At 42.9% G+C, this 20,874-nt stretch carries 19 protein-coding genes and 1 tRNA gene; 12 read left to right on the forward strand and 8 right to left on the reverse strand.

Annotation, left to right across the window (positions count from 1 at the left end):
- Window positions 1-670: 670 nt before the first annotated feature.
- Both QL982_RS06555 and QL982_RS06560 read left to right on the forward strand, forming a co-directional pair.
- On the forward strand, window positions 671-1,303 hold the full coding sequence (locus QL982_RS06555) for a DNA-3-methyladenine glycosylase (protein WP_290161859.1): 633 nt from the start codon (window positions 671-673) through the stop codon (window positions 1,301-1,303).
- A gap of 37 nt (window positions 1,304-1,340) precedes the next feature.
- The gene (locus QL982_RS06560) at window positions 1,341-1,652 is read left to right on the forward strand and encodes an NGG1p interacting factor NIF3 (RefSeq protein ID WP_290161857.1); all 312 of its coding nucleotides are present in this window, start codon (window positions 1,341-1,343) and stop codon (window positions 1,650-1,652) included.
- A gap of 143 nt (window positions 1,653-1,795) precedes the next feature.
- On the opposite strand, the gene QL982_RS06565 is transcribed toward QL982_RS06560, so the two are convergent.
- The 3 genes from QL982_RS06565 to QL982_RS06575 form a co-directional block, all read right to left on the reverse strand.
- Complete coding sequence (locus QL982_RS06565; protein ID WP_290161855.1) at window positions 1,796-2,185, reverse strand: hypothetical protein; 390 nt, start codon at window positions 2,183-2,185, stop codon at window positions 1,796-1,798.
- Between the two features lie 140 nt (window positions 2,186-2,325).
- Window positions 2,326-2,784 carry a hypothetical protein gene (locus tag QL982_RS06570; RefSeq protein ID WP_290161853.1) on the reverse strand — a complete coding sequence of 153 codons (459 nt, stop codon included), beginning with the start codon at window positions 2,782-2,784 and terminating at the stop codon, window positions 2,326-2,328.
- Between the two features lie 729 nt (window positions 2,785-3,513).
- Window positions 3,514-3,717, reverse strand: a complete 204-nt coding sequence (locus QL982_RS06575; protein WP_290161851.1) for a CsbD family protein — start codon at window positions 3,715-3,717, stop codon at window positions 3,514-3,516.
- Between the two features lie 486 nt (window positions 3,718-4,203).
- Between QL982_RS06575 and QL982_RS06580 the strand changes: the two genes are divergently transcribed.
- Complete coding sequence (locus QL982_RS06580; protein WP_290161848.1) at window positions 4,204-4,884, forward strand: TetR/AcrR family transcriptional regulator; 681 nt, start codon at window positions 4,204-4,206, stop codon at window positions 4,882-4,884.
- A gap of 64 nt (window positions 4,885-4,948) precedes the next feature.
- Window positions 4,949-7,147, forward strand: coding sequence for a molybdopterin oxidoreductase family protein (locus QL982_RS06585; protein WP_290161846.1), 2,199 nt, complete (start codon window positions 4,949-4,951; stop codon window positions 7,145-7,147).
- A gap of 91 nt (window positions 7,148-7,238) precedes the next feature.
- Here the strand turns inward: QL982_RS06585 and QL982_RS06590 are convergent, their stop codons facing one another.
- Window positions 7,239-8,564: a D-amino acid dehydrogenase gene (locus tag QL982_RS06590; RefSeq protein WP_290161844.1), complete on the reverse strand. Its 1,326-nt coding sequence runs from the start codon at window positions 8,562-8,564 to the stop codon at window positions 7,239-7,241.
- Window positions 8,565-8,651: 87 nt separating this feature from the next.
- A complete protein-coding gene (locus QL982_RS06595) occupies window positions 8,652-9,404 on the reverse strand; it encodes a folate-binding Fe/S cluster repair protein (protein ID WP_290161842.1) in 753 nt (250 codons plus the stop codon).
- A 468-nt stretch (window positions 9,405-9,872) separates the two neighbouring features.
- Between QL982_RS06595 and QL982_RS06600 the strand changes: the two genes are divergently transcribed.
- Window positions 9,873-10,226, forward strand: a complete 354-nt coding sequence (locus QL982_RS06600; RefSeq protein WP_110921964.1) for a zinc ribbon domain-containing protein YjdM — start codon at window positions 9,873-9,875, stop codon at window positions 10,224-10,226.
- Window positions 10,227-10,333: 107 nt separating this feature from the next.
- Complete coding sequence (gene hemL, locus QL982_RS06605) at window positions 10,334-11,635, forward strand: glutamate-1-semialdehyde 2,1-aminomutase (RefSeq protein WP_290161839.1); 1,302 nt, start codon at window positions 10,334-10,336, stop codon at window positions 11,633-11,635.
- A 460-nt stretch (window positions 11,636-12,095) separates the two neighbouring features.
- Here hemL and QL982_RS06610 read toward each other — a convergent pair whose 3' ends face one another.
- Window positions 12,096-12,428 carry a DUF962 domain-containing protein gene (locus tag QL982_RS06610; protein WP_290161904.1) on the reverse strand — a complete coding sequence of 111 codons (333 nt, stop codon included), beginning with the start codon at window positions 12,426-12,428 and terminating at the stop codon, window positions 12,096-12,098.
- Between the two features lie 460 nt (window positions 12,429-12,888).
- On the opposite strand from QL982_RS06610, the gene ppx reads away from it, so the two are divergent.
- From ppx to tilS, 3 genes are all read left to right on the forward strand, one after another.
- Window positions 12,889-14,454, forward strand: coding sequence for an exopolyphosphatase (gene ppx, locus QL982_RS06615; protein ID WP_290161837.1), 1,566 nt, complete (start codon window positions 12,889-12,891; stop codon window positions 14,452-14,454).
- 177 nt (window positions 14,455-14,631) lie between these two features.
- A complete protein-coding gene (locus tag QL982_RS06620) occupies window positions 14,632-15,435 on the forward strand; it encodes an acetyl-CoA carboxylase carboxyltransferase subunit alpha (RefSeq protein WP_290161835.1) in 804 nt (267 codons plus the stop codon).
- 167 nt (window positions 15,436-15,602) lie between these two features.
- Window positions 15,603-17,210: a tRNA lysidine(34) synthetase TilS gene (gene tilS / locus QL982_RS06625; RefSeq protein WP_290190237.1), complete on the forward strand. Its 1,608-nt coding sequence runs from the start codon at window positions 15,603-15,605 to the stop codon at window positions 17,208-17,210.
- A gap of 13 nt (window positions 17,211-17,223) precedes the next feature.
- On the opposite strand, the gene QL982_RS06630 is transcribed toward tilS, so the two are convergent.
- Window positions 17,224-17,730: a GNAT family N-acetyltransferase gene (locus tag QL982_RS06630; protein WP_290161832.1), complete on the reverse strand. Its 507-nt coding sequence runs from the start codon at window positions 17,728-17,730 to the stop codon at window positions 17,224-17,226.
- A 219-nt stretch (window positions 17,731-17,949) separates the two neighbouring features.
- Here QL982_RS06630 and proC point away from each other — a divergent pair, with 219 nt between their 5' ends.
- On the forward strand, window positions 17,950-18,783 hold the full coding sequence (proC, locus tag QL982_RS06635; RefSeq protein ID WP_290161830.1) for a pyrroline-5-carboxylate reductase: 834 nt from the start codon (window positions 17,950-17,952) through the stop codon (window positions 18,781-18,783).
- 126 nt (window positions 18,784-18,909) lie between these two features.
- On the forward strand, window positions 18,910-19,479 hold the full coding sequence (locus QL982_RS06640; RefSeq protein ID WP_290161828.1) for a YggT family protein: 570 nt from the start codon (window positions 18,910-18,912) through the stop codon (window positions 19,477-19,479).
- Window positions 19,480-19,613: 134 nt separating this feature from the next.
- Here QL982_RS06640 and QL982_RS06645 read toward each other — a convergent pair whose 3' ends face one another.
- Entirely contained in the window at window positions 19,614-20,402 is a 789-nt protein-coding gene (locus QL982_RS06645) for a hydroxymethylpyrimidine/phosphomethylpyrimidine kinase (protein WP_290161826.1), read from the reverse strand.
- Window positions 20,403-20,763: 361 nt separating this feature from the next.
- On the opposite strand from QL982_RS06645, the gene QL982_RS06650 reads away from it, so the two are divergent.
- Window positions 20,764-20,853: transfer RNA gene (locus QL982_RS06650), tRNA-Ser, on the forward strand.
- Window positions 20,854-20,874: the final 21 nt, after the last annotated feature.

A 20,874-nucleotide genomic window follows, 5' to 3' on the forward strand; every position in this document is an offset into this window, starting at 1 on the left:
AAAATTTTGGAGTCTAAAAAAACGGTGGTTTTAGACTCCTTTATTTTGCCTTTTTTATGTATAAATACTTGTCTATTAAACAGCGTATAACGAACCATTTAATTATTCGCTTTAGACAAATAAGCCATATAGAGTAATTTGATTAGATTTTAGGGTATACCCCAAAGGAACCAGTTATTTTGCCCCTCAAACCTATTAACAGACTACTTAAAACAGACTGGCATAATGGAACTACTCAAAACAGACTGCGATTTTTATCTATTTATCAATAACAATTAATGGCGAAACCTTCTTTATCCATAAATATTGATGCTTACCACGCACTATCAATATTAGTCTTTTGGACACAGATATGTAGCCTAACTCGTATAGAAAATCAAACATAGCGTAAACATTGTCCTTAATATCTTATCTTAATTTTGTGCTAATTTACTAGGGCGTGTCCTCATTTTAAAAATGGTGATAAACATGAGATAAATCGCAGTCAAACAAGAAAAATAGCGCAGATAATATCGAGATATTAGTCAGCTATTTGACGCCATTTGGCAAGATTTAGCCATTTTTGACCCATTTAGATAACTATCGATTGAATTGAGGACACGCCCTAATACTTGTTTATTAGTATTTGGTCATGTCAATTAGATGATAAAAATAAGAAAAGGTTTCGCTGATGTCTACTGCTTCCTCAACTGTTTTAGAGCCTAGTTGGTTTACGCGTCCAACCTGTGTAGTTGCTGCTGACTTGGTTGGCAAAGTGCTCTGTAGAAAATTGATAGATACCGATGGTACGGTGAAAGTACTGCGAATGCGTATCTCAGAGACCGAAGCCTATATTGGTCAAGATGATCCTGCCTGCCATTCACATGCAGGTACTCGAACGGCGCGCACAGAGATTATGTATGAGCAAGGTGGTGTGTTCTATGTCTATTTGACCTATGGTGTACATCATATGCTTAACTTAATCAGTGGTGCTGCAGAGTCGCCTGAATCTGTACTGATACGCGCTGGATTTTTGACAGAGGATAGCGATCGTCTAGTTGACGAGCAACTACTTAACTCAGACAAACAGCTTAGCCATCCCAAACAGTTTGCAGGCCCTGGTAAATTGACGAAACGCTTGCAAATTGATCGTGATTTATATGGCAAACCTATCTCGCCATCATCAGAAGTTTGGATAGAAGATGATGGCTGCCATCCACCTGTATCACTACGCCCACGCATTGGTATCGATTATGCAGGCGACGCTAAAGATTGGCTGCTACGTTATATATGGACCGATCATCCTTCCTTGTCTAAGAAATAGCAGATTGATACTTAAATATATTTTATGAGGTAAATCTATGTATAAATTGACCGTTTTTATTCCTGATGAAGCGTTAGACAAAGTAAAGTCAGCTCTGTTTACTGCTGGCGCTGGGAAGATTGGAAACTATGAGCAATGCTGTTGGCAGGTACGAGGAGCTGGTCAGTTTATGCCACTATCAGGCAGTGAGCCGCATATTGGCACACAGGATAGTTTAGAAATGGTCGATGAATGGCGAGTTGAAATGGTGGTAGATGAAGCATTTATCGATGCTACCATTGCCGCATTAAAAGAGGCGCACCCGTATGAAACACCAGCCTATGATGTGATAAAAGTCTTGGATTTTTAATTTTATAAAGCAAGAATCTCAGCTTATAAAGTATAAGATTTCTTATAAAAAAACCAAATAAGCCACTGAATGACTTATTTGGTTCCAAAGGTTAAAAGGCTTCAATTGCCTATAGAAAAAGGGTGTGAACGCCTCAAAAGTAATCAGTGTTTTTTGAGCTTAATCACGTTGTAGCTTGGATAGCCCAGCTCGATTTTATAATCGTCGCGACCACGTTCGGCTTTGACCTTAATTTTACGATCGCCTTTCTTATATTTGACATCTTTGACACGGTATCCCATGCTGCGGACTTTATTGGTGGCTCGCTGCTCGACAGCAGAATCGTAATTGTGTTTATCATGTTTATCGTTTTTGCTGTGCTTGCCTTTGTGTTTTTTATGCTCGTGACTGTCTTTATAAACATCTTCGTAAATATCGTCATATATATTGTAGCCACCAGGCGTAGTGACACAGCCAGTGGTTGCCGCTAGTAAGGCTGCGAACATACCAACAGATGCCACAGTTTTGAATGTTGAAAATGATAAATTTTTCATAAGGTTATCCTAATATGAATACGTTTTTAATATTTCGAGTAGGTGGCTAAAAAGATCAAAACAATCAGTTTTGCTCATTTGAAGACCACTAAATGTATAAATGCGCTAATGGGTGACGCGGCTTTATACAGTCTTCAATATCACCAGTTTTTATGATGCTTACCGTTATGATGTTTGCCATTATTTTTGTTCTTATGTTTATTTTTTTTATAGCGACCATTGTTTTTTTGATGCTTTTGACCTTCCCAATTATTGGACCAAGACTCCTTGCTTGAGCTGATAAGCCTTAGAGAGGGATAGGTATACTTAAGCTCGTAGGCTTGATTGTTCTTCTTAGCATAAGCCGTGATGGCACGATCACCGCGGTAGTTATCAGATTTAATATCCATGACCTGATAGCCTTTACGACGTAGGTCCTGTCTTAACTGCTGGCTGACATGATTAAAACTATTGTTTTGACGACTACGATCACCGCGATAGATGGATTGATTGTCATAGCCTGGACCTACCACTGCACAACCGACAGTCGTACCTAGTAATGCCACCACAAAGCCAGCAGATACTACCGCCTTAAATGAGAATGGCTTTAGAATTTTCATAATGCAGTATCCTATAATGTTTTCAGAGAGATAGAAGGTTGGCGACCCTGATTTTATAGTAACCAACAGCAGGGCTTATTTTTTGATACTTTGGTATGACAACGTTAAAATAGCATTAGACGGGTGAGTTTTTAGCGCTATATTTTTTGAAATATTTTCTTACATTATCTATGATAAAACACAAAACTTGATGTTAAGTGTCATTTGCGTTAATAAGTTGTAATGATTATGACAAGTAAAATAGGCTTTTGTAAGCATATGCTTACAAGCAATGACGTTTACGCGACTTAACATGAGAGTCAGAATTAGGCATTATAGTCACACGGCATTAGGAAATGTGACTCAAGGATTGAGTTGACCGCATTAAGGATAATGATTCAATGACCAGCATCAGGATGATAATGGTCATTGAAGTAAGGACACATAACCTGTGCTGATAGCAGCAGTTAATACTGAAGCTGTAATGTAGTAAAAAGGGCAGGATGCCCAGTATCACAATATACTGAATATTTGTGCAAGGATGCATAGAAAGCAGTCGTGATAGGTAACATGGATAGTTAACAATAAAACCGCATAACAATTGATTGCTATGCGGTTTTATCGTGTCTGGATGATGCTGATTGATATTTCTGAATAAACATATCGATGACCATTGATATAAAAAAACCGCATATATTTTTATGCGGTTTTTTTTGATTTACTCAAAACAAGATTGCTTACCAAAGCTCATTAGTATTTATTTTCGAGACGCCAGCTGTCTACTTCGCGCTCCGCATCTTCTTTGGCGTGGCCATAACGCTCTTGTACACGGCCAACCAACTTATCACGACTACCTTCGATATGGGTGAGATCGTCATCAGTGAGCTCTGCCCATTTCTGTTTGACTGACCCTTTCATCTGGTTCCATTCACCTTTTAGCGTATGTTCGTTCATTGTTATATTCCTTTTTATTATTTGGTTGTTTATCGAGATTATTATTCCATCTGTTTTTATTTCACACTTCACTCAGCTGCTTTGGGTAAAACTTAAGCCAACTGGTGATATTTAATATAAGCGTTCAAAATCCCGTTGTCTGTATACGCAATGTTTAGAGTGTTGCTTCATTATGGGAATCTGCGCATCTGTGTTATGAGTCATCCATTTGTGTAATAAATAGCGTACTTTATCAGTGATATACGTAAAGCTACTCAGTAATTTTGGCCGTAAATTATAAAACTGACAGCATAAATATTTTTAAGTTGATAGATAAAAAACACTAAAAATTGGCAGTCGTTATCAACAGACCCTAGAGAGTGAATGCCGTGTAACATTTAATGATAGACTTCTTGTTAAAATGACTATAGCCTTATAGTTAAGATGAAATCCTATGAATTATTTTTGATAAGCGAGTGTATATTGATAGCGAATGCACCTAACAAAATGAGCGTTGAAAAAGTGCAAACGAAACGTGAGCTGGCGAAAGCCAAGACGCGGCGTGCGTTATTAAAAAGTGCCTTGAGACTGTATAGCTTGGAGGGCGCTCAGGGCATGAGCATGAATAAAGTGGCCAAAGGTGCTGGTATCGCACAGCCAAGCTTTTATAACCATTTTGACAGCCTAGACACGCTGCAAAATGAATTGAGCACCCAGCTAAAAGACAATTATTTATCGCCCATGCGACTGGCGTGGGTCGATATGCTCAAAGATTATGATGTATTAAGTAAAGCGCAGTTTAATGAGCGCTGTCAGCAATGTTTGGTGATGATTTTTGATTCGGCATTTCAAAACATTGCACTGTTTCAACATTTGTTAGAGGATCGCCCACGGTTTACTGCCAATATAGAAAATCAATCTTCGTTAAACAACGGATTGGGCAATTTAGTCACCGAGGTACAAGAAGAGTGGACAGAGATATTTATTCAGGGATTGCAGTTATCTAATCGCACTTGCGAGCGCAGTGCTGTCAATCTATGCGTCGATATGGCGGCGGCACAAGTACATGAGCTCATATTAGGCTGTCATCAGCAGCGTTATTCAAGGCAGCAAGCGATTGCCACGTTGAGTATCAGCTTTGATGCACTGTTTGCCAATTTTTTGCACGGAAGCAATACTAGTCAGTAGTGATAATAAGCAAAAATTATTGTCATGAAATCTAGAACAAAAAAACACAACAGGGAGAGTGACTATGGCCACAACCACGGCTGCACCAACGTTAGGCGAAATGCAAACGCATTTTAGAACTTGTACATTGTGCGAGGCGATGTGCGGTGTCGAAATAAAACATGATGGCGAAAAAGTTTTGTCGATTAAAGGGGACAAAAACGATCCTTTTTCGCAAGGCTATATTTGTCCGAAAGCCACCGCTTTGCAAGATTTGCATGAAGATCCTGACCGTTTGCGTCAGCCGGTAGAAAGAACGGCAGACGGTTGGAAATCTATTAGTTGGCCAGAAGCGTTGGATAAAGTCGCCGCAGGTATTCAATCCATACAGCAAAAGTATGGTCAAAATGCGTTGGGTGTTTATCTAGGTAATCCTAACGTACATAACATGGGTGGTATGTTGACCATCAAACAACTACTTACCAGTTTAAAGACGCGCAGTCGTTTTTCTGCCACTTCTATCGACCAGCTGCCACATCATATTATTAGCATGCATCTATTTGGTCACATGCTGCGTATTCCAGTTCCTGATGTCAATCACACCCAATACATGCTCATCATCGGTGGCAATCCGCTGGCCTCTAACGGCAGTATCATGACCGCACCAAACATGCGCCAAAAGCTAAAAGACATCAAAGCCCGCGCGGGCAAGGTGGTGGTGATTGATCCAAGACGCACAGAAACTGCCGATATCGCTAGTGAGCACCATTTTATTCGCCCCGCGACAGACGTGTTGCTATTACTTGCCATGCTGAATGAAATCTATGCGCAAGGCTATGCTAAGTTAGATGGCAAGGTCGCCGATTTAGCACCAGAGATTGACCGACTTGCTTTGTTTGCTAAAGAATACACGCCTGAATCAGTGGCAGATATTACGGGTATCACTGCACCTGAAATCAAACGTATCGTCAAAGAGTTTTGTGAAGCAGAAAGCTCGGTTTGTTATGGCCGTATGGGCATCTCAGTGCAAGAGTTTGGATTGCTGAGCCAGTACTTATCCATGGTCATTAATATCGTCACGGGTCGTTTAGATGAAGTGGGCGGATTGATGTTCCCGAATCCTGCCGTCGATGTTGTGAACAGTTCGGGTCCAGGCTATCTGGGTAAACGTCATAGCCGCGTGAGCAACTTGCCAGATTTTAATGGTGAGTATCCAGTGGTTGCGATGGCAGATGAGATGTTGGTAGAAGGGGAAGGTCAGTTAAAAGGATTCGTCATGATCGCTGGCAACCCTGTTCTAAGTACCCCAAACGGTGAAAAGTTGGATGAAGCGCTGTCAAAACTAGAGTTTATGGTGTCACTTGATTACTTTGTGACCGAGACCAGTCGCCATTCCAATATTATTTTACCGCCCGTATCACCGTTAGAGCGTGACCATTACGACGTTACATTTAACGGTTTTGCTGTCCATAATGTCGCCAAATACTCGCCTGCTTTGTTTGAGAGATCAGAAGAGACGAGACATGATTGGGAGATTTATTTAGAGCTAGCAGCACGCTTGGATAAAGATGCGCCCGAAGCAACGCAAAAAGAACGTGCAGCGATAAAGGCATTTGGACCGAAATTTCTGTTAGAGCAGGGTTTAAAGTACGGACCTCATAAAGAAGTCACGTTAGAGGCGTTGATGGAAAATCCACACGGCATTGATTTAGGGCCATTGCATAGCATGTTGCCAGACGCTATCAAGCATGCAGACAAGCAGATTCATCTTCATGTAGATTTTTATCAAGCAGATTTGGCACGGGTGAGAGAGATGGTACAGCAGTATAATGATGATGAGATTTTACTCATTGGCCGTCGTCATGTGCGTAGTAACAACTCATGGTTGCACAATAGCCATCGATTGGTAAAAGGCAAATCTCGTTGTACATTAATGCTGCATCCGCAAACGGCAGAGCAGCATGGGATTACCGACGGTCAAGATGTCAGAGTAACTTCTCGCGTAGGGAGCGTGATTATCGTGGCAGAAGTGACCGACGAGCTGATGCCAGGCGTGGTCAGTATCCCGCATGGCTTTGGTCACGGACGCAAAGGGGTGAAGCAGAAAATTGCGCAAGCGCATGCAGGTGTCAGCGTTAATGATTTGACTGATGAGACGTTGATTGATCAGTTGAGTGGTAATGCCGCCGTTAATGGTGTGCCTGTGCAATTAGAAGCATTGGATATGGGTGTAGATAGTTTATTTACTGCTACGGAAACTGTAGCAGAAGGCGCACTAGCATAAAGTTAATTATAGATTTGTAGAAATACAAAAAAGGCGTTCACGTAAAGTGAGCGCCTTTTTTGTTTGTAATCTGCATATATCACTGATCTGATTAAACGCTCATGCCGATAAAATCAAAATCGACGTTGGGCGTTTCACCTTGTATTAACAAACTAAGGGCCTTTGCAGAGCCGCAAGAGTGTGTCCATCCCAATGTGCCATGCCCAGTGTTAAGCCATAAATTATCAAAAGTGGCTGAAGCGTTATGACTACCATGTTTGACTTGACCACAGTGTGCGCGACCCATCAAAGGTACGTTCGATGGGGTCATCGGGCGCAGTCCTGTCCAATATTGTACCGAGTTTGCGATGATGCCTTTTGGAAATAATTGCTGCACGCGCCGAGTAATGGCTTCACAGCGCGTGGCATTTAAGTCTAAGTTATAGCCATTAAATTCAGCGGTACCAGCGACTCGCAATTTGTCACCCAATCGTGAAGTAACCAGTTTAAACTCATCATCAATCAAACTAACAAAAGGCGCTAAATGCGGCGCACGTGGATTCACCGTATAAGTAGCCGAATAACCCTTTGCTGGAAATATTGGCGCGTGTATCCCCAAAGGTTTTAGCAGAGGTACGCTATAGCTGCCAAGCGCGACCACATAAGTATCAGCCGTGAAAGTCTGCGCATTTTCGCCTGTTGGACGGATAGTAATACTGTGCACATGCGGACGAGAAGAGTCAGCATCAGCATTGAGTGCCAAAATCTCGGTATCATATAAAAACTGTACGCCAGCATTGATGCAGCGCTGCGCCAAGCGCTGGGTAAATAGATGCGCATTGCCAGACTCATCACGACTAGTATAGGTCGCCCCAGTCAGCTTATGCGCAATTGGGTAAAGCGCTGGTTCTAAGTTGACAGCATTGTTAATATCAATCACGTAACGCTCACAACCAAGCGCTTGCATGCGTTCAGTTGGTTCTATTGCCGCATCAAACTCAGCCTGATTGGTATAAAAATGCATAATACCGCGTGTCTGTTGCTCGTAGTCAATACTGATATCTGCTCGCAGCTGTTGTAAAGTATCTCTTGAATATAGACCTAAGCGCACCATTTGCACGAGATTGGCATCGGCTCTATCGGCGCGGCACTCTTGCAAAAACTGCATGGCCCATTTGAGCTGCGCTTTATCAGCGCGCAAACGATACAGTAGTGGTGCATCTTCCTTAAACAGCCACTTGAGCGCTTTCATCGGAGTCGCAGGATTGGCCCAAGGCGTGGCATGTGAGACCGATATTTGACCGCCATTGGCAAATGACGTTTGCATGCCTGCTGCTGATTCGCGCTCAATCACAGTCACATCATAGCCTGCCTGACGTAGATACCATGCGGTGGTCACGCCCACCACGCCTGCTCCGAGTACCGCAATATGTGTCATAGGATTCTCTATGCTCATGTTAGTCATGACGGGCGCGCTGTATTAAACTACCGTCACCTTTGCTGCGTCGCTTGCCTGATCCGATTTCTATTTTGGACGCGCAACATCTACTTGTAGTGCAGCTGGCAAGTCCAATATGCTCAAATCACTCTCTGCCAACTGTTCAGGGCGTGCCACGACCAAAGCGGTAAAGCCATCATCATTTTTCATTGCATTGACCACTTGGATTTTACCGATTTTATCACCTGCAGATGGTAGCTCACCAACGCCTTTTACATAGTGCAAAAATGCTTTGGGTGCTGATTTGAAATAAATACGAGCGATGACTTCTTGACCCAGATAGCAGCCTTTGTCGTAATCCATACCGCCGCGCTGATGCAGACGCAGCTCTTGCGGTTGGAATTCACCTTGAGTGGTAGCTACGATCCAATAGTTACCAGTGGCAATACTGCATTGCATCCAAGCTTGTGTATCCTCAGTCGTATTATGGTCATCTTTATGGCTAAAAGTTGGTACATTATCAAGGACACAAGGATAAATTGGCGTCGGCGCGCTGGTTTCAAATTTAGAAAATGCACCATATTTTTTAAGGTGGGCTTGTAGAGCATCCGCACAGTCGCTACTGATGACCACATCATACTGCTTTTCTGCTTGCTTCTTAATCCAAATACCAAATTCAATACGACCTTTTAGGTTACCGATGGCGGCTGCCTGATAGCTAAGCCCAAGTTTGGTGACGTCACAAGTCAACTGTCCTTGCAAGAATTTTTCGGCGTCCTCGCCTTGGATAGTTAATTGCGAAAACTGCGGTACGACTGATAGATTTGAAGACTGAGTCATTGTTATCATCCTTCTGATGAGAGCTTACTTATTAGGGCATGTCCCTAATTCAAATGTTTATGACTAAATGGGCTAAAAATGGATATATCTTTAGCAAACGGCGTCAAATAGCTGGCCAATAGCTCGATATTACCTACGCTATTTTCCTTGTTTACCTGCGATTTATCTCATTTTTATCGCCATTTTTAAAATAGGGACACGCCCTAATATAGAGGGTAAATCGAAGTGATAAAAAATTATATGGGCGCTTTTATCATTGACAGTGTTTGTGCATATAAATTTAAATGAGGCTAAGAAGAGTACCACAAAAAACCCTGTCATAAAAAACGTCATCAGTAAGCGATGAGTTAAGTGTTAAATTGGGCATAGCGTTTGATTTTCAAGCGTACAAATTGGTGAAAGATGACGAGTTACGATACAATATCAGCTCTACAATTAACCTAATGTACGATGGCTGTCGAGGAAATAATGAGCTTACCAAATTGCCCGAAATGTGATGCTGAATATACGTATGAAGATGGTGCGTTACTGGTATGTCCAATGTGTGCTCATGAGTGGACGGCGGCTGAGACTGATGCTGCGCAAGCTGAAGAGCAAGATGCAGTGATTCGTGATGCTGTCGGCAACGAGCTACAAGACGGTGATGCGGTGACTGTGATCAAAGACCTAAAAGTCAAAGGCTCTTCAATCGTGATTAAAGTCGGGACGAAAGCGAAAAGCATTCGCCTGTTGCCAGATGCTACTGACGGTCATGATATCGACTGCAAACTTGATGGCTACGGGCCAATGAAGCTTAAGTCATCTGTCGTGAAAAAAGCCTAGCGCTCCAAACGTGCTTGAAAAATTGGATAATAAACAAATATAAAATAGACGTTTAGTCAAAAAATACAGAAGTTATAAAACATAGAACCTATGAGTAGAGAATAACTATGAGTACTAAAAACGAACAGCTCTTTGCACAAGCTAGCAAACATATCCCAGGTGGCGTTAACTCGCCAGTCCGCGCCTTTGCTGGAGTCGGTGGTACGCCTATCTTTATGCACCGTGCCAATGGTAGCAAAATTTATGACACCGAAGACAATGCTTATATCGATTATGTTGGCTCTTGGGGCCCAATGATTTTGGGTCATGCGCATCCAAAAGTCATCGATGCGGTTAAAAAAGCCGCTGATGATGGTCTAAGCTTTGGTACACCAACGCCGTTTGAAACCACGGTCGCTGACAAGATTTGTGATATCGTGCCTAGCGTTGAAATGATTCGTATGACCAGCTCTGGTACAGAAGCGACCATGAGTGCCATTCGCTTGGCACGTGGTTATACCCAGCGTGACAAAATCGTGAAGTTTGAGGGCTGCTACCATGGGCATTCAGATAGCCTGTTAGTAAAAGCAGGTTCTGGCATGCTTGATATTGGTGAGCCAACCTCTAAAGGCGTGCCTGCTGATTTTGCTAAGCATACGATTACGATTCCTTATAATGATCCGCAAGCGATTAAAGATTGTTTTGAGAAATGGGGCGAAGAAATCGCCTGCGTAATCTTGGAGCCTATCGCTGGTAACATGAACATGATCATTCCGACACAAGAATTCCATGACACGTTGCGTGCAGAGTGTACAGCCAATGGCGCGGTATTAATCTTTGATGAAGTCATGACGGGCTTTCGCGTCGGACTTGGCGGTGCGCAAGCACATTTCGGTATTGACCCTGATCTGACTTGCTTTGGCAAAATCATCGGTGCAGGTTTACCTGTTGGTGCTTTCGGCGGTAAAAAAGAAGTCATGTCTTGCATCGCGCCACTTGGCGGTGTCTATCAAGCTGGCACGTTATCAGGCAACCCGCTAGCAATGCGTGCTGGTATTGCGATGTTTGAAGACTTAACGGTAGAGGGCTTCTATGATGAGTTGGCAATGAAAGTCGATCGTCTGATTGATGGTTTCCAAGCAGCGGCTGACAAGCATGGCATTAACCTTCGTACCAATAAGCTTGGCGGCATGTTTGGCATGTTCTTCGTCAGAGACAATGAGACTGCTGTGCCTCAGAACTTTGATGACGTGACAGAGTGCGATATGGACGTATTTAATACTTTCTTCCACGGTATGCTAGATCGCGGTATTTACTTGGCACCGTCAGCTTATGAAGCAGGCTTTATGTCTATCAAGCATAGCGATGAAGATATTGATGTGTCAATCAAAGCGGCTGATGAGATATTTGCAGAAATGGCAAAGGCATAGTTTAGTAAGTTATAGCCTGTCATGTGTCACAAAAAAACCAGCATGCTCGCTGGTTTTTTTGTGATCAAATTTTAGGGTCTGTTGAACATTCAAATGTGGTGCTGGCAGTCACTATTTTTTAGACAATATGCAGTGAAATTTTTGACGCCTAGTTATTCTAGGTTAGACAATTTCGCCATATATTGGCAAAAAAGAGTACTGCCCTGAAAGGCTGATGCTAAAATCCCCCCAAACGTTGTTACAAACCTAGCTAAGGTCTCGACATTATCGTCGGCTTACGCCTAGTTTGGTGCAATTTTAGCAATCAGCAGCTCTAATATTTGAATGTTCAACAGACCCTAGTCGTTTTAAGCCCCACAATCTCAATAATGACACGCCCTAGTTAATATATTTATTTATAGGCATTCCGTTCATTTAAAGTCATAAATGCCAGACTTGGCGAACAGTACAAACACCTTGTTTATGCTTTATCAAACTTACGATCCTTCAAGCTCAGATTACCTCGTAGGACATCGCTATACATACGAAAATCGCTGACGAAGCTTTTTAATGGAAATTTAAAAGAAGCTGGCTTGTTTTTTTCAAAGAAAAAATGACCGACCCACGCGCAGGCATATCCTGCGGCGATGCCTTTTACCAAAGGTTTTGCTGAGCCAGTTGTAACAGATTTTGCCAATCCTAATAAGCCAAAGCTGCTGCCTGCGAAATGTAGGCGGCGACAGGCCATGTTTTGATGCTCGTCTAAGTAAAAGTCATAAAATGATTGTGTAGGTGATGTCTCAATTTTTACCATGTCTTTTTTAATGCTGCGGGCCTGAGTATCAGCGGTTTTGGTAGCGTCTTTTGTGGTGGCTTGGTTCATGTGGCTAGCTTCCTTGCTGGTGTGTTTATTGACTATCAATCGCAGACGATTTTTAGGCGAATTTTTAATGATTTTTAATCTGATTTGTACGGGTAGATAGCTCGTAAAGCACGGTTTTTTATCATGATATTGACCGCTTTCAATGTAGCAAACCGCTATGAGTAACACAAGCACCCGATACTGAGCAGATAGCTGTCATTTCATGTATGGGTTTTTTACACGCTCGCTATGATTTTGCGTTGCTTGCGAGTGTTTGGTATAAATGCTTTAATGGCAAAATTGCTCTGATTTGTGTAGAGGTTGATTTTTTCTACACATGTGATTTTATACCTATGTAGCACATGATTTTGGTAAACTACCCACTCTCTCTAACACGGTGACGACTTGTCCTATGCTTATTGACTACCTTACGAATCCGCCTATCGGCGATGATGAAATGATGGCAGCCATCGATATTGGTTCCAACAGTTTTCATTTAGCCATTGCTCGTCTTGATCATGGGGAAGTGCGAAAAGTAGTCTCTATGTCTGAAAAGGTACAGCTCGCTGCTGGTTTGGACGAGAATAATATTCTAAGTGCGGCAGCTGAACAGCGGGGTCTGGACTGTTTGAGCCGATTCGTGGCGCGCTTGGACTCCGTACCTCCAGAGCGTATTCGTGTGGTTGCCACCAACGCCCTTCGGCAAGCCAAAAATGCCAACGTTTTTATTTCCCGTGCCAATAAGATTTTGCCAAAACCCATCGAGATTATCGCTGGCCGCGAAGAGGCGCGATTGATTTATTTGGGCGTCTCACATACCAATGAGAGTAGTGATAAACGTTTGGTCATGGATATTGGCGGTGGTTCGACAGAGTTCATCATCGGCCAAGAGTTCGATCCCATATTGACTGAAAGCTTACAAATGGGCTGTGTGTCCTTTACGCAAAAATTCTTTGCTGATGGGCTGATTACCAAAGAAGCCTTCAACGATGCGATTTCAGGCGCGCGTAAAGAAGTCTTGGCGATCAATGGTCGTTACCAAAAAACGGGCTGGAGCAGTGTGGTCGGCTCAAGCGGCACGATCAAAGCGGTGCGCAATGTCCTTGTGTCCAAAGGCTGGGCCGATGAGCAAGAACGCATCACTTATAGAGGCGTCAAAAAATTAGAGAAATTGCTGATTAAGATTGGCAATATTGATGATATCGAGTTAGAAGGTGTCAAAGACCATCGTAAAGCGGTATTCCCTGCTGGTGTGGCAGTGCTGCGTGCGGTGATGAAAGTGTTGGGCGTTGAGACCATTACCTACTCAGATGGTGCCTTGCGTGAAGGCGTGATGTACGACATGCTTGGACGCTTTGCTAGCGAAGATGTACGTGATCGCAGTGTGTTGGCGTTGATTAAGCGTTATTCAGGGGACAAAAAGCAAGCCAAACAAGTGGTAAAAACCAGCCGCCATTTATTTGAGCAAGTAAAAGGTAAGCTCGCTCTGACCAATGATGATTGTGATTTACTCAGACGAGCTGCTTTCCTACATGAAATAGGGCTGGCGATCAGTCACAGCAGTTATCACAAGCACAGTGCCTATTTGCTTGAATACTCTGACATTCCAGGATTTTCGCAAGTCGATCAAAAGCGTATGGCACAGCTAATGCTCAACCATCGTCGCAAGCTCAAAGCTGATATGTTGGAGCAGACTTGTCAGATTGGTGGTGATCAGCTGGTCTATCTCTGCTTATTGTTGCGCCTTGCCGTACTGGCACATCATAGCCGCAGTGATTATGAGCTACCAGAGCTACAACTGAAGGTAGTCGCTGAAAATAGCTGGCAAATCACTGTGGCGGATAGCAGTGAGCATTACGCATTCTTGCTGGCTGATTTGCGTACGGAGATTGATCATTTCGCTAAGTGGGGTGTACAGCTTAGCGTCATTGAGACTCAAGAGGTTGAGACTCAAGAGATTGAACAGTTACCATTGTGAGTATCGAGCTAAAGAGTCACGTAACAAAAGCGGCGTTGTCGATAATGTCATGCTATTTAAGATGTGCTACTATAGCTTCTATTGAGTTTACAACTGTACTTTCATTATCTGAATACGGATAACGATATTATTCTTAAACATAAATACATTAAGTATAAATATTAAAGGGAAGCGTCTATGAGCACTGTCTGGGATAGTGTGCAGCTTGCACGACACGCCAAGCGTCCATTATTTATGGACTATGTTAATCAGCTTTTTACCGAATTTGACGAGTTGCACGGCGATCGTGCTTTTGCCGACGACAAAGCCATACTTGGTGGTCTTGCGCGTTTTGACGGTCAGCCTGTGATGGTAATCGGTCAGCATCGTGGTCGCAGTACCCGTGAGCGTATTGCTCATAACTTCGGTATGGCCAATCCTGAAGGCTATCGCAAAGTCATTCGTTTGGTCAAAATGGCTGAGCGCTTTAATATCCCTGTGATGACTTTTGTGGATACCCAAGGTGCCTATCCTGGTATCGGTGCAGAAGAGCGCGGACAAGCGCAAGCGATTGCAGAAAGCATCGCTGTGTTCTCTAGCCTAAAAGTACCTATCATTGTCACCATTATCGGTGAAGGCGGCTCAGGCGGAGCATTAGCGATTGGCGTTGGTGACAAAGTAAACATGCTACAAAACAGTATTTACTCAGTCATCTCTCCTGAAGGTTGTGCATCCATCTTATGGAAAACCGCTGAAAAAGCACAAGATGCTAGTGAAGCATTAAAATTAAACGCCATTAACCTCTATCAAATGGGCTTGATTGACGCTGTTATCGAAGAAGGTGAGGGTGCGCATATTCAGCCACAGCCTGTGATGATTGCCTTAAAAGCATTAATCACTGAACAGCTCGATGAAATTAAAGACTTAGATCCTCAAGAGCGTTGTGAGCTACGTTATGAAAAGCTAAAAACGTTTAACTCTGAAGTGATGTTGCCTGCTTAATTGGTTGCTATGACGCCTCTGTTGTTAAGCCACTATTATTTAATAATAGGCTTTTCATATTAGCGACTGAGTCTTAATGCTAAAATAAAAACGTGTCATTTAATGGCGCGTTTTTTTATGGCTGTTACTATATGAAGCATATAACGTAACTAAAAATAAGGCTGAATATGACCAGCAGCGCAATCCTCTCACATCCTATTAAACCAATTGCCGACTTGCCGATTGATAATACGCTGGCAACTGCATTATTGAGCAGTTTGGCCGAGTATGGTGAACAGCTGCATGGTCGTCGTCTTTGGCTGGCATGTAGTGGTGGGCGCGATTCACTGGCACTTGCGGCGCTGTGTGTGCAGCTCTATCGACAAGATAAATTGCCATTTTTGCCGCAATTGCTGCATGTTAATCATGGTTTGCAAACAGATAGTCAGCACTGGGCCAATCATGTTGCTGATTGGGCAGAGGCTCAAAAAATCCCTTGTCGTGTCTTACAAGCTCAAGTGACAGGGCATGATGAGCAAGCAGCACGGCAAGCTCGCTATAACATCATGCGTGCTCATATTAACCAAGACGATGTATTACTATTAGCACATCATGCTGACGACCAAGCTGAAACCGTATTGATGCGATTGATTCAAGGCGCTGGCGTGAATGGCCTCTCAGGCATGCAGCCATGGCGAGTGCAAACGCAGGGCTCGCAGCGCAATATACTGTGGCGACCTTGGCTCACGGTACGACGTGCAAACATTAGCGCCTATGCCAAGCGCTTAGAGTTGCCTTATATAGATGATCCTACTAATGACAGCGGCGACAACGTACGTAGTGGGCTGCGCCGTGACATCATGCCAGCACTGGCTACGTACAACCCCAACGTCATTGATAATATTGCTCGCAGTGCGCAGCTATTGAGTGAAGCACAGTCAAGTGTGAGTGCACAAGCTGCTACAGATTTGCAGCAGACAGCGGATGCTTCATTACAGTTACCATCTGCTCAGCAAGTCCTAAATATTGATGATCTGCACAAACTACCACTGTATCGCCAACGTCAATTATTACATTACTGGCTAGGTCAAGATGAGCCATTACCACCAGCTAAGCAGCTCGTCGATGATGTACTAACGCTAAGCCAACGTGATGACCAAGATCATCAGACAGAACTGTTTTGGCAGGGTCGCAGGCAATCCTATACCGTTCGTCGCTACCGTCAGCAGCTCTATCGTTTCAGTAGTGAGTGGCTGTCTTGGCTCAATCTACCACTGACGGCGCAGGTGCTGCCATTATCTAACCTGACTTTATCGAATCATTCAGCTGATAATACTCTGACATCACTCACCGTACGCAGCAGTGATCGTTATGCTTGGCAGTTGCAAGTAAAAGCAGATACGCTGGTACGATTATTAGATAATAGTGTGGACGGTATAGCACAGCAAGCAGTATTCAAAACAGCGCCATTAAATCGTCAGCAACGGTTGAAAACTGAAAGGGCTACGCGCCCACAAGCAGGCAAAAAGCTGTATCAAACCCTTGGCATTCCACTATGGCTACGAGAAAGCTTAATAGTAGTTAGCATTACCTTTATAAAAGAATCCGAGGATGGAAGTGGTATACAAACTGATATTCCTCTATTACTCACATCACCGTTTGAGAGTTGGATATTAGGCACAAATGAATCACCACTAGAGTCACGACAGATAGGCACTACGGAAAAAACGGATTTTTTAGACAGTGCTATTCGAAGTATTTTAAGCGTAGATGGTTTTCTGCCAAACACCTTTTAAACGATATGGGCCGTTAGATCGTTAGGTTTTTTACCAACTTGATATCTATTATGCGAGTATTTTCGTAGCATTCTTCACTATTTTCTCCATTATGTACAAAGCCGAATTTTTTATAGAAGTTAATAGCAGGCGTGTTATTTTCTAGTACCCATAAGCAAACATAGATATTGATATGAGAATCTAGAAGGGTTTGCAATGAAGTTTGCATTAATTTAGTGCCTATACCTAGGCCATGATAGTCGGGTAACACATACATCGTTGTGATTTCATAATGTGTGTTGTCAGCAAAGTACCCAATAAACCCGACGATATTATTAGCATTAGTATCATATGCCACCCAGACAATAACATCAGGATGTGTCATCAAACCCTGCCACATTTTTGTCTTTTTACATAAGTTGTTTTTATCATTAACATAAGATTCTGGTAGTAAATCTAAGTAGGTGGTATGCCAACTTTTGAAGTGAATGTTAGCGATATCTTGAAAATCTGCTGGCGTAGCTTTACGAATCAAAAACATATTTTTCTTCACAGTCCATTTTATATAAATTCCTTTCTAATCTAACAGTTTAGTCGTGTAATAGTCGATGTTAATTCAGTGTTATAACGAAGTTTACAGTGGTGTTGGATGCCGTCAATTTATCAAACGGCTCTAGTAGCAGTATGATAAACTTAACGTCATTTTACATAAGCTTATGTTAGTTTGAGTATTTTTAAGTTTCGGCAAAAAGGAATAGCAATGTCTGTATTAGATAATAAAAAAATAAGTTTTATCGGCGGCGGCAACATGGCAAAAGCGCTTATCAGCGGTCTTATTGGCTGCGGTGTCAAGCCCGAGCTGATTACGGTATCAGCACCCAGCGCAGAGACACGCGAGCAGTATGATAATCAGCAAATGAACACGGTTGATGCCAGCGAAAATCCCAAAGCTGCTGTGATTGGCGCAGACGTCGTAATATTGGCGGTCAAGCCACAAGTAATGAGACAGGTCGTTGGTGAATTTGCGGATGCTTTAGACAATCAATTGGTGATTTCGGTAGCAGCAGGTTTGTCGACAGCCCTTTTATCTGACATGTTGGGTGGTTATGACAACATTGTGCGTGCGATGCCAAACACGCCTTCGATGATTCAAATGGGTGCGACAGGGTTGTATGGTACTGACGATATTTCTGCGGAACAAAAGCAGCTAGCAACCGCAGTGTTAGAAGCTTCGGGATTGGTCATTTGGGTCAATGACGAAGCGCAAATGCATGCGGTAACTGCCGTATCAGGTTCAGCGCCAGCTTATATGTTCTACTTTCTTGAGTCCATGGTCGATGGCGCAGTTGCATTAGGTTTAGACAAAGAGCAAGCGTCAGCATTGGCAATGCAAACCATGCTAGGTGCTGCAAAAATGGCAATGAACAGTGACGACACACCTGCTGAATTACGCCGTCAGGTTACCTCGCCTAAGGGTACGACTCAAGCCGCAGTTGAGTCGATGCAAGCCAACGAGATTGGCCGTCAAATTGGCGAAGCCATGAAAGCTTGCTCTGACCGTAGCCAAGCGCTTAGTGAAGAAATGAGTAAATAGTTTTCCCTATCTCAGGTGTACCATTTTTTAACATCCAATGACACACCTGAGTAGTAATATCGCGCATCTGATCATGACATTTGTCATCCTAAAATCTATTAATAATGCCACATTGAGTCGTACTTCATGAACAACATGTTATTTCAAGTCTTTGATTTGGTCACTACCTTCGCTATGATGTTGGTGTTTATTCGTTTCATGCTGCAGTTTGCAGGTATGGATGCGAGCAATCCAATGATAGCCCCTGCTTATAAAGCGACCCATATTGTTGATATCTTTGGACGTATTTTTCCAACGGTGGCACAGGGGCGTATCAGTATTGCTGCTATCGTGCTGATGTTTTTGATTCGCCTGATCGATATCTCTGGAAAAGCGGCATTGACGCATAAAGGTATTGCGCCTGTACCGTTATTTTTCACCGGTACAACCAGCTTACTATTAGACTTTTTACGCATGTGTCGCTACTTGGTGATTGGTTCAATTATTGTCAGCTGGATTGTTGTGTTCACTCAATCTCAGCATCCGATTATTGGTATCATTACAAATCTTGCAGAGCCAATCTTGGAACCGTTTCGCCGTATCACGCCAAACTTAGGTATGTTTGATTTGTCACCAATGATTGCTTTTTTTGCTTTTATTCTGCTAGAAATGCTTATCAGCGGGTTGACAGCGAGTCTTCTGCCGATGTTGGGCTAAGCCAAATTTATTAAGCCAAAAGTTACATTGTCGAAAATACAAGATATAAAAAAGGCGTTCTATAAAAGTATAGAGCGCCTTTTTTTTGTCGCTGATAAACACTATCCGTATATAAAGACATCAATCAGTTGGAATCAAATGAAACGATTGGGTATCAACTGGGCTTGAGCGTCATCAGGATGAGGGGCATCCGCTGCACGCAATGTCCTAGTAATCCAGCTGTCTGCTGCTTTTACCGCATCGATAAGGGCATCGCCCATTGCCAAGCGTCCAGCGATAAAGCTGGCCAGTGAGCATCCTGAGCCGTGAAATTCGCCCTCTAGACGCGGCAAGATGCTTTTGTATACCATCTTACCCTCTATATATAAGTACTGCTCGATATCACCGCTCTCAAAGTCATGTGACGTTTTTACCAGTACAGCATGAGCGCCTTGGGCACATAGGTTTTGTGCACCGAAATGCAGGTCTTGCTCACCGCTTAATGCACGTAGCTCATGAGTGTTTGGGGTGATTAAAGTAGCGTAAGGCAACAGCTGTCTAAATGCGCCAACCAGCGTCTTTTCATCGCCTAGGCTGCCACCGCTATTGGCGACCAATACAGGATCTAATACAAAAGGTGTGTCGTTATTGATAATTTTCTCAGCAAATAACTGGGTCAGCATCGCGATATTGTCAGTGGTGCCAAGCATGCCTGATTTGATGGCATTGATAGGTAAATCATCAAGTACGGCAGTGGCTTGAGCTTTTACCAAAGGTGCTGCGCAGGCTTCAAAGCCAAATACTTGCTGTGAGCTTTGGATAGTGACCGCTGTACATGCGATGGCAGCATGCGCACCTGATTGGCCAATGGCCTCGATATCCGCTTGTAATCCAGCACCACCTGAGGGATCCAATCCTGAAAAGCAAAGAACCACTGGTCGCATAACACTTCCTTTGATATATTTTAAAAATGAATAATAAATACTATAGCTATCCACTGTTGAAAAAGCCATAGTAGGTGAGAGATTGTATATAGAAAATTGGTGGTGTATCAAGTGTACCGATAAAGAGCAATTGAGTGTGTATTGAGTGGCTCAGACATTATTTTTGCTGATTTTTAGAGATGATTTGGTCGTTAAAAAGGGCATAAGATGATATAAAAAAATAAATATCATAAAAACTGCATTAAATAGCTAGACAATGCTTGCAATTATTTTTGGTTTTGCTATAATCATCGCCCACGGGATAAGACGTATTATCAGCAATAATACTATTTTTTAGAACTTAAAAAGTCTTACGTCGTTTGGTGAAGTGGGTGAGTGGCTGAAACCAGTTCCCTGCTAAGGAACCATACGTTTGCGCGTATCGAGGGTTCGAATCCCTCCTTCACCTCCATTTATAGTGTTGTTTTAGAGT

It is taken from the genome of Psychrobacter sp. 5A.1, assembly GCF_030407455.1.
In the GTDB taxonomy this organism is placed as follows: domain Bacteria; phylum Pseudomonadota; class Gammaproteobacteria; order Pseudomonadales; family Moraxellaceae; genus Psychrobacter.

Bases quoted from the DNA above. Each gene is read 5' to 3' on its own strand.
- QL982_RS06555 (WP_290161859.1), top strand. From the start codon at position 671: ATGTCTACTGCTTCCTCAACTGTTTTAGAGCCTAGTTGGTTTACGCGT.
- QL982_RS06560 (WP_290161857.1), top strand. From the start codon at position 1,341: ATGTATAAATTGACCGTTTTTATTCCTGATGAAGCGTTAGACAAAGTA.
- QL982_RS06565 (WP_290161855.1), bottom strand. From the start codon at position 2,185: ATGAAAAATTTATCATTTTCAACATTCAAAACTGTGGCATCTGTTGGT.
- QL982_RS06570 (WP_290161853.1), bottom strand. From the start codon at position 2,784: ATGAAAATTCTAAAGCCATTCTCATTTAAGGCGGTAGTATCTGCTGGC.
- QL982_RS06575 (WP_290161851.1), bottom strand. From the start codon at position 3,717: ATGAACGAACATACGCTAAAAGGTGAATGGAACCAGATGAAAGGGTCA.
- QL982_RS06580 (WP_290161848.1), top strand. From the start codon at position 4,204: ATGAGCGTTGAAAAAGTGCAAACGAAACGTGAGCTGGCGAAAGCCAAG.
- QL982_RS06585 (WP_290161846.1), top strand. From the start codon at position 4,949: ATGGCCACAACCACGGCTGCACCAACGTTAGGCGAAATGCAAACGCAT.
- QL982_RS06590 (WP_290161844.1), bottom strand. From the start codon at position 8,564: ATGACACATATTGCGGTACTCGGAGCAGGCGTGGTGGGCGTGACCACC.
- QL982_RS06595 (WP_290161842.1), bottom strand. From the start codon at position 9,404: ATGACTCAGTCTTCAAATCTATCAGTCGTACCGCAGTTTTCGCAATTA.
- QL982_RS06600 (WP_110921964.1), top strand. From the start codon at position 9,873: ATGAGCTTACCAAATTGCCCGAAATGTGATGCTGAATATACGTATGAA.
- hemL (WP_290161839.1), top strand. From the start codon at position 10,334: ATGAGTACTAAAAACGAACAGCTCTTTGCACAAGCTAGCAAACATATC.
- QL982_RS06610 (WP_290161904.1), bottom strand. From the start codon at position 12,428: ATGGTAAAAATTGAGACATCACCTACACAATCATTTTATGACTTTTAC.
- ppx (WP_290161837.1), top strand. From the start codon at position 12,889: ATGCTTATTGACTACCTTACGAATCCGCCTATCGGCGATGATGAAATG.
- QL982_RS06620 (WP_290161835.1), top strand. From the start codon at position 14,632: ATGAGCACTGTCTGGGATAGTGTGCAGCTTGCACGACACGCCAAGCGT.
- tilS (WP_290190237.1), top strand. From the start codon at position 15,603: ATGACCAGCAGCGCAATCCTCTCACATCCTATTAAACCAATTGCCGAC.
- QL982_RS06630 (WP_290161832.1), bottom strand. From the start codon at position 17,730: ATGTTTTTGATTCGTAAAGCTACGCCAGCAGATTTTCAAGATATCGCT.
- proC (WP_290161830.1), top strand. From the start codon at position 17,950: ATGTCTGTATTAGATAATAAAAAAATAAGTTTTATCGGCGGCGGCAAC.
- QL982_RS06640 (WP_290161828.1), top strand. From the start codon at position 18,910: ATGAACAACATGTTATTTCAAGTCTTTGATTTGGTCACTACCTTCGCT.
- QL982_RS06645 (WP_290161826.1), bottom strand. From the start codon at position 20,402: ATGCGACCAGTGGTTCTTTGCTTTTCAGGATTGGATCCCTCAGGTGGT.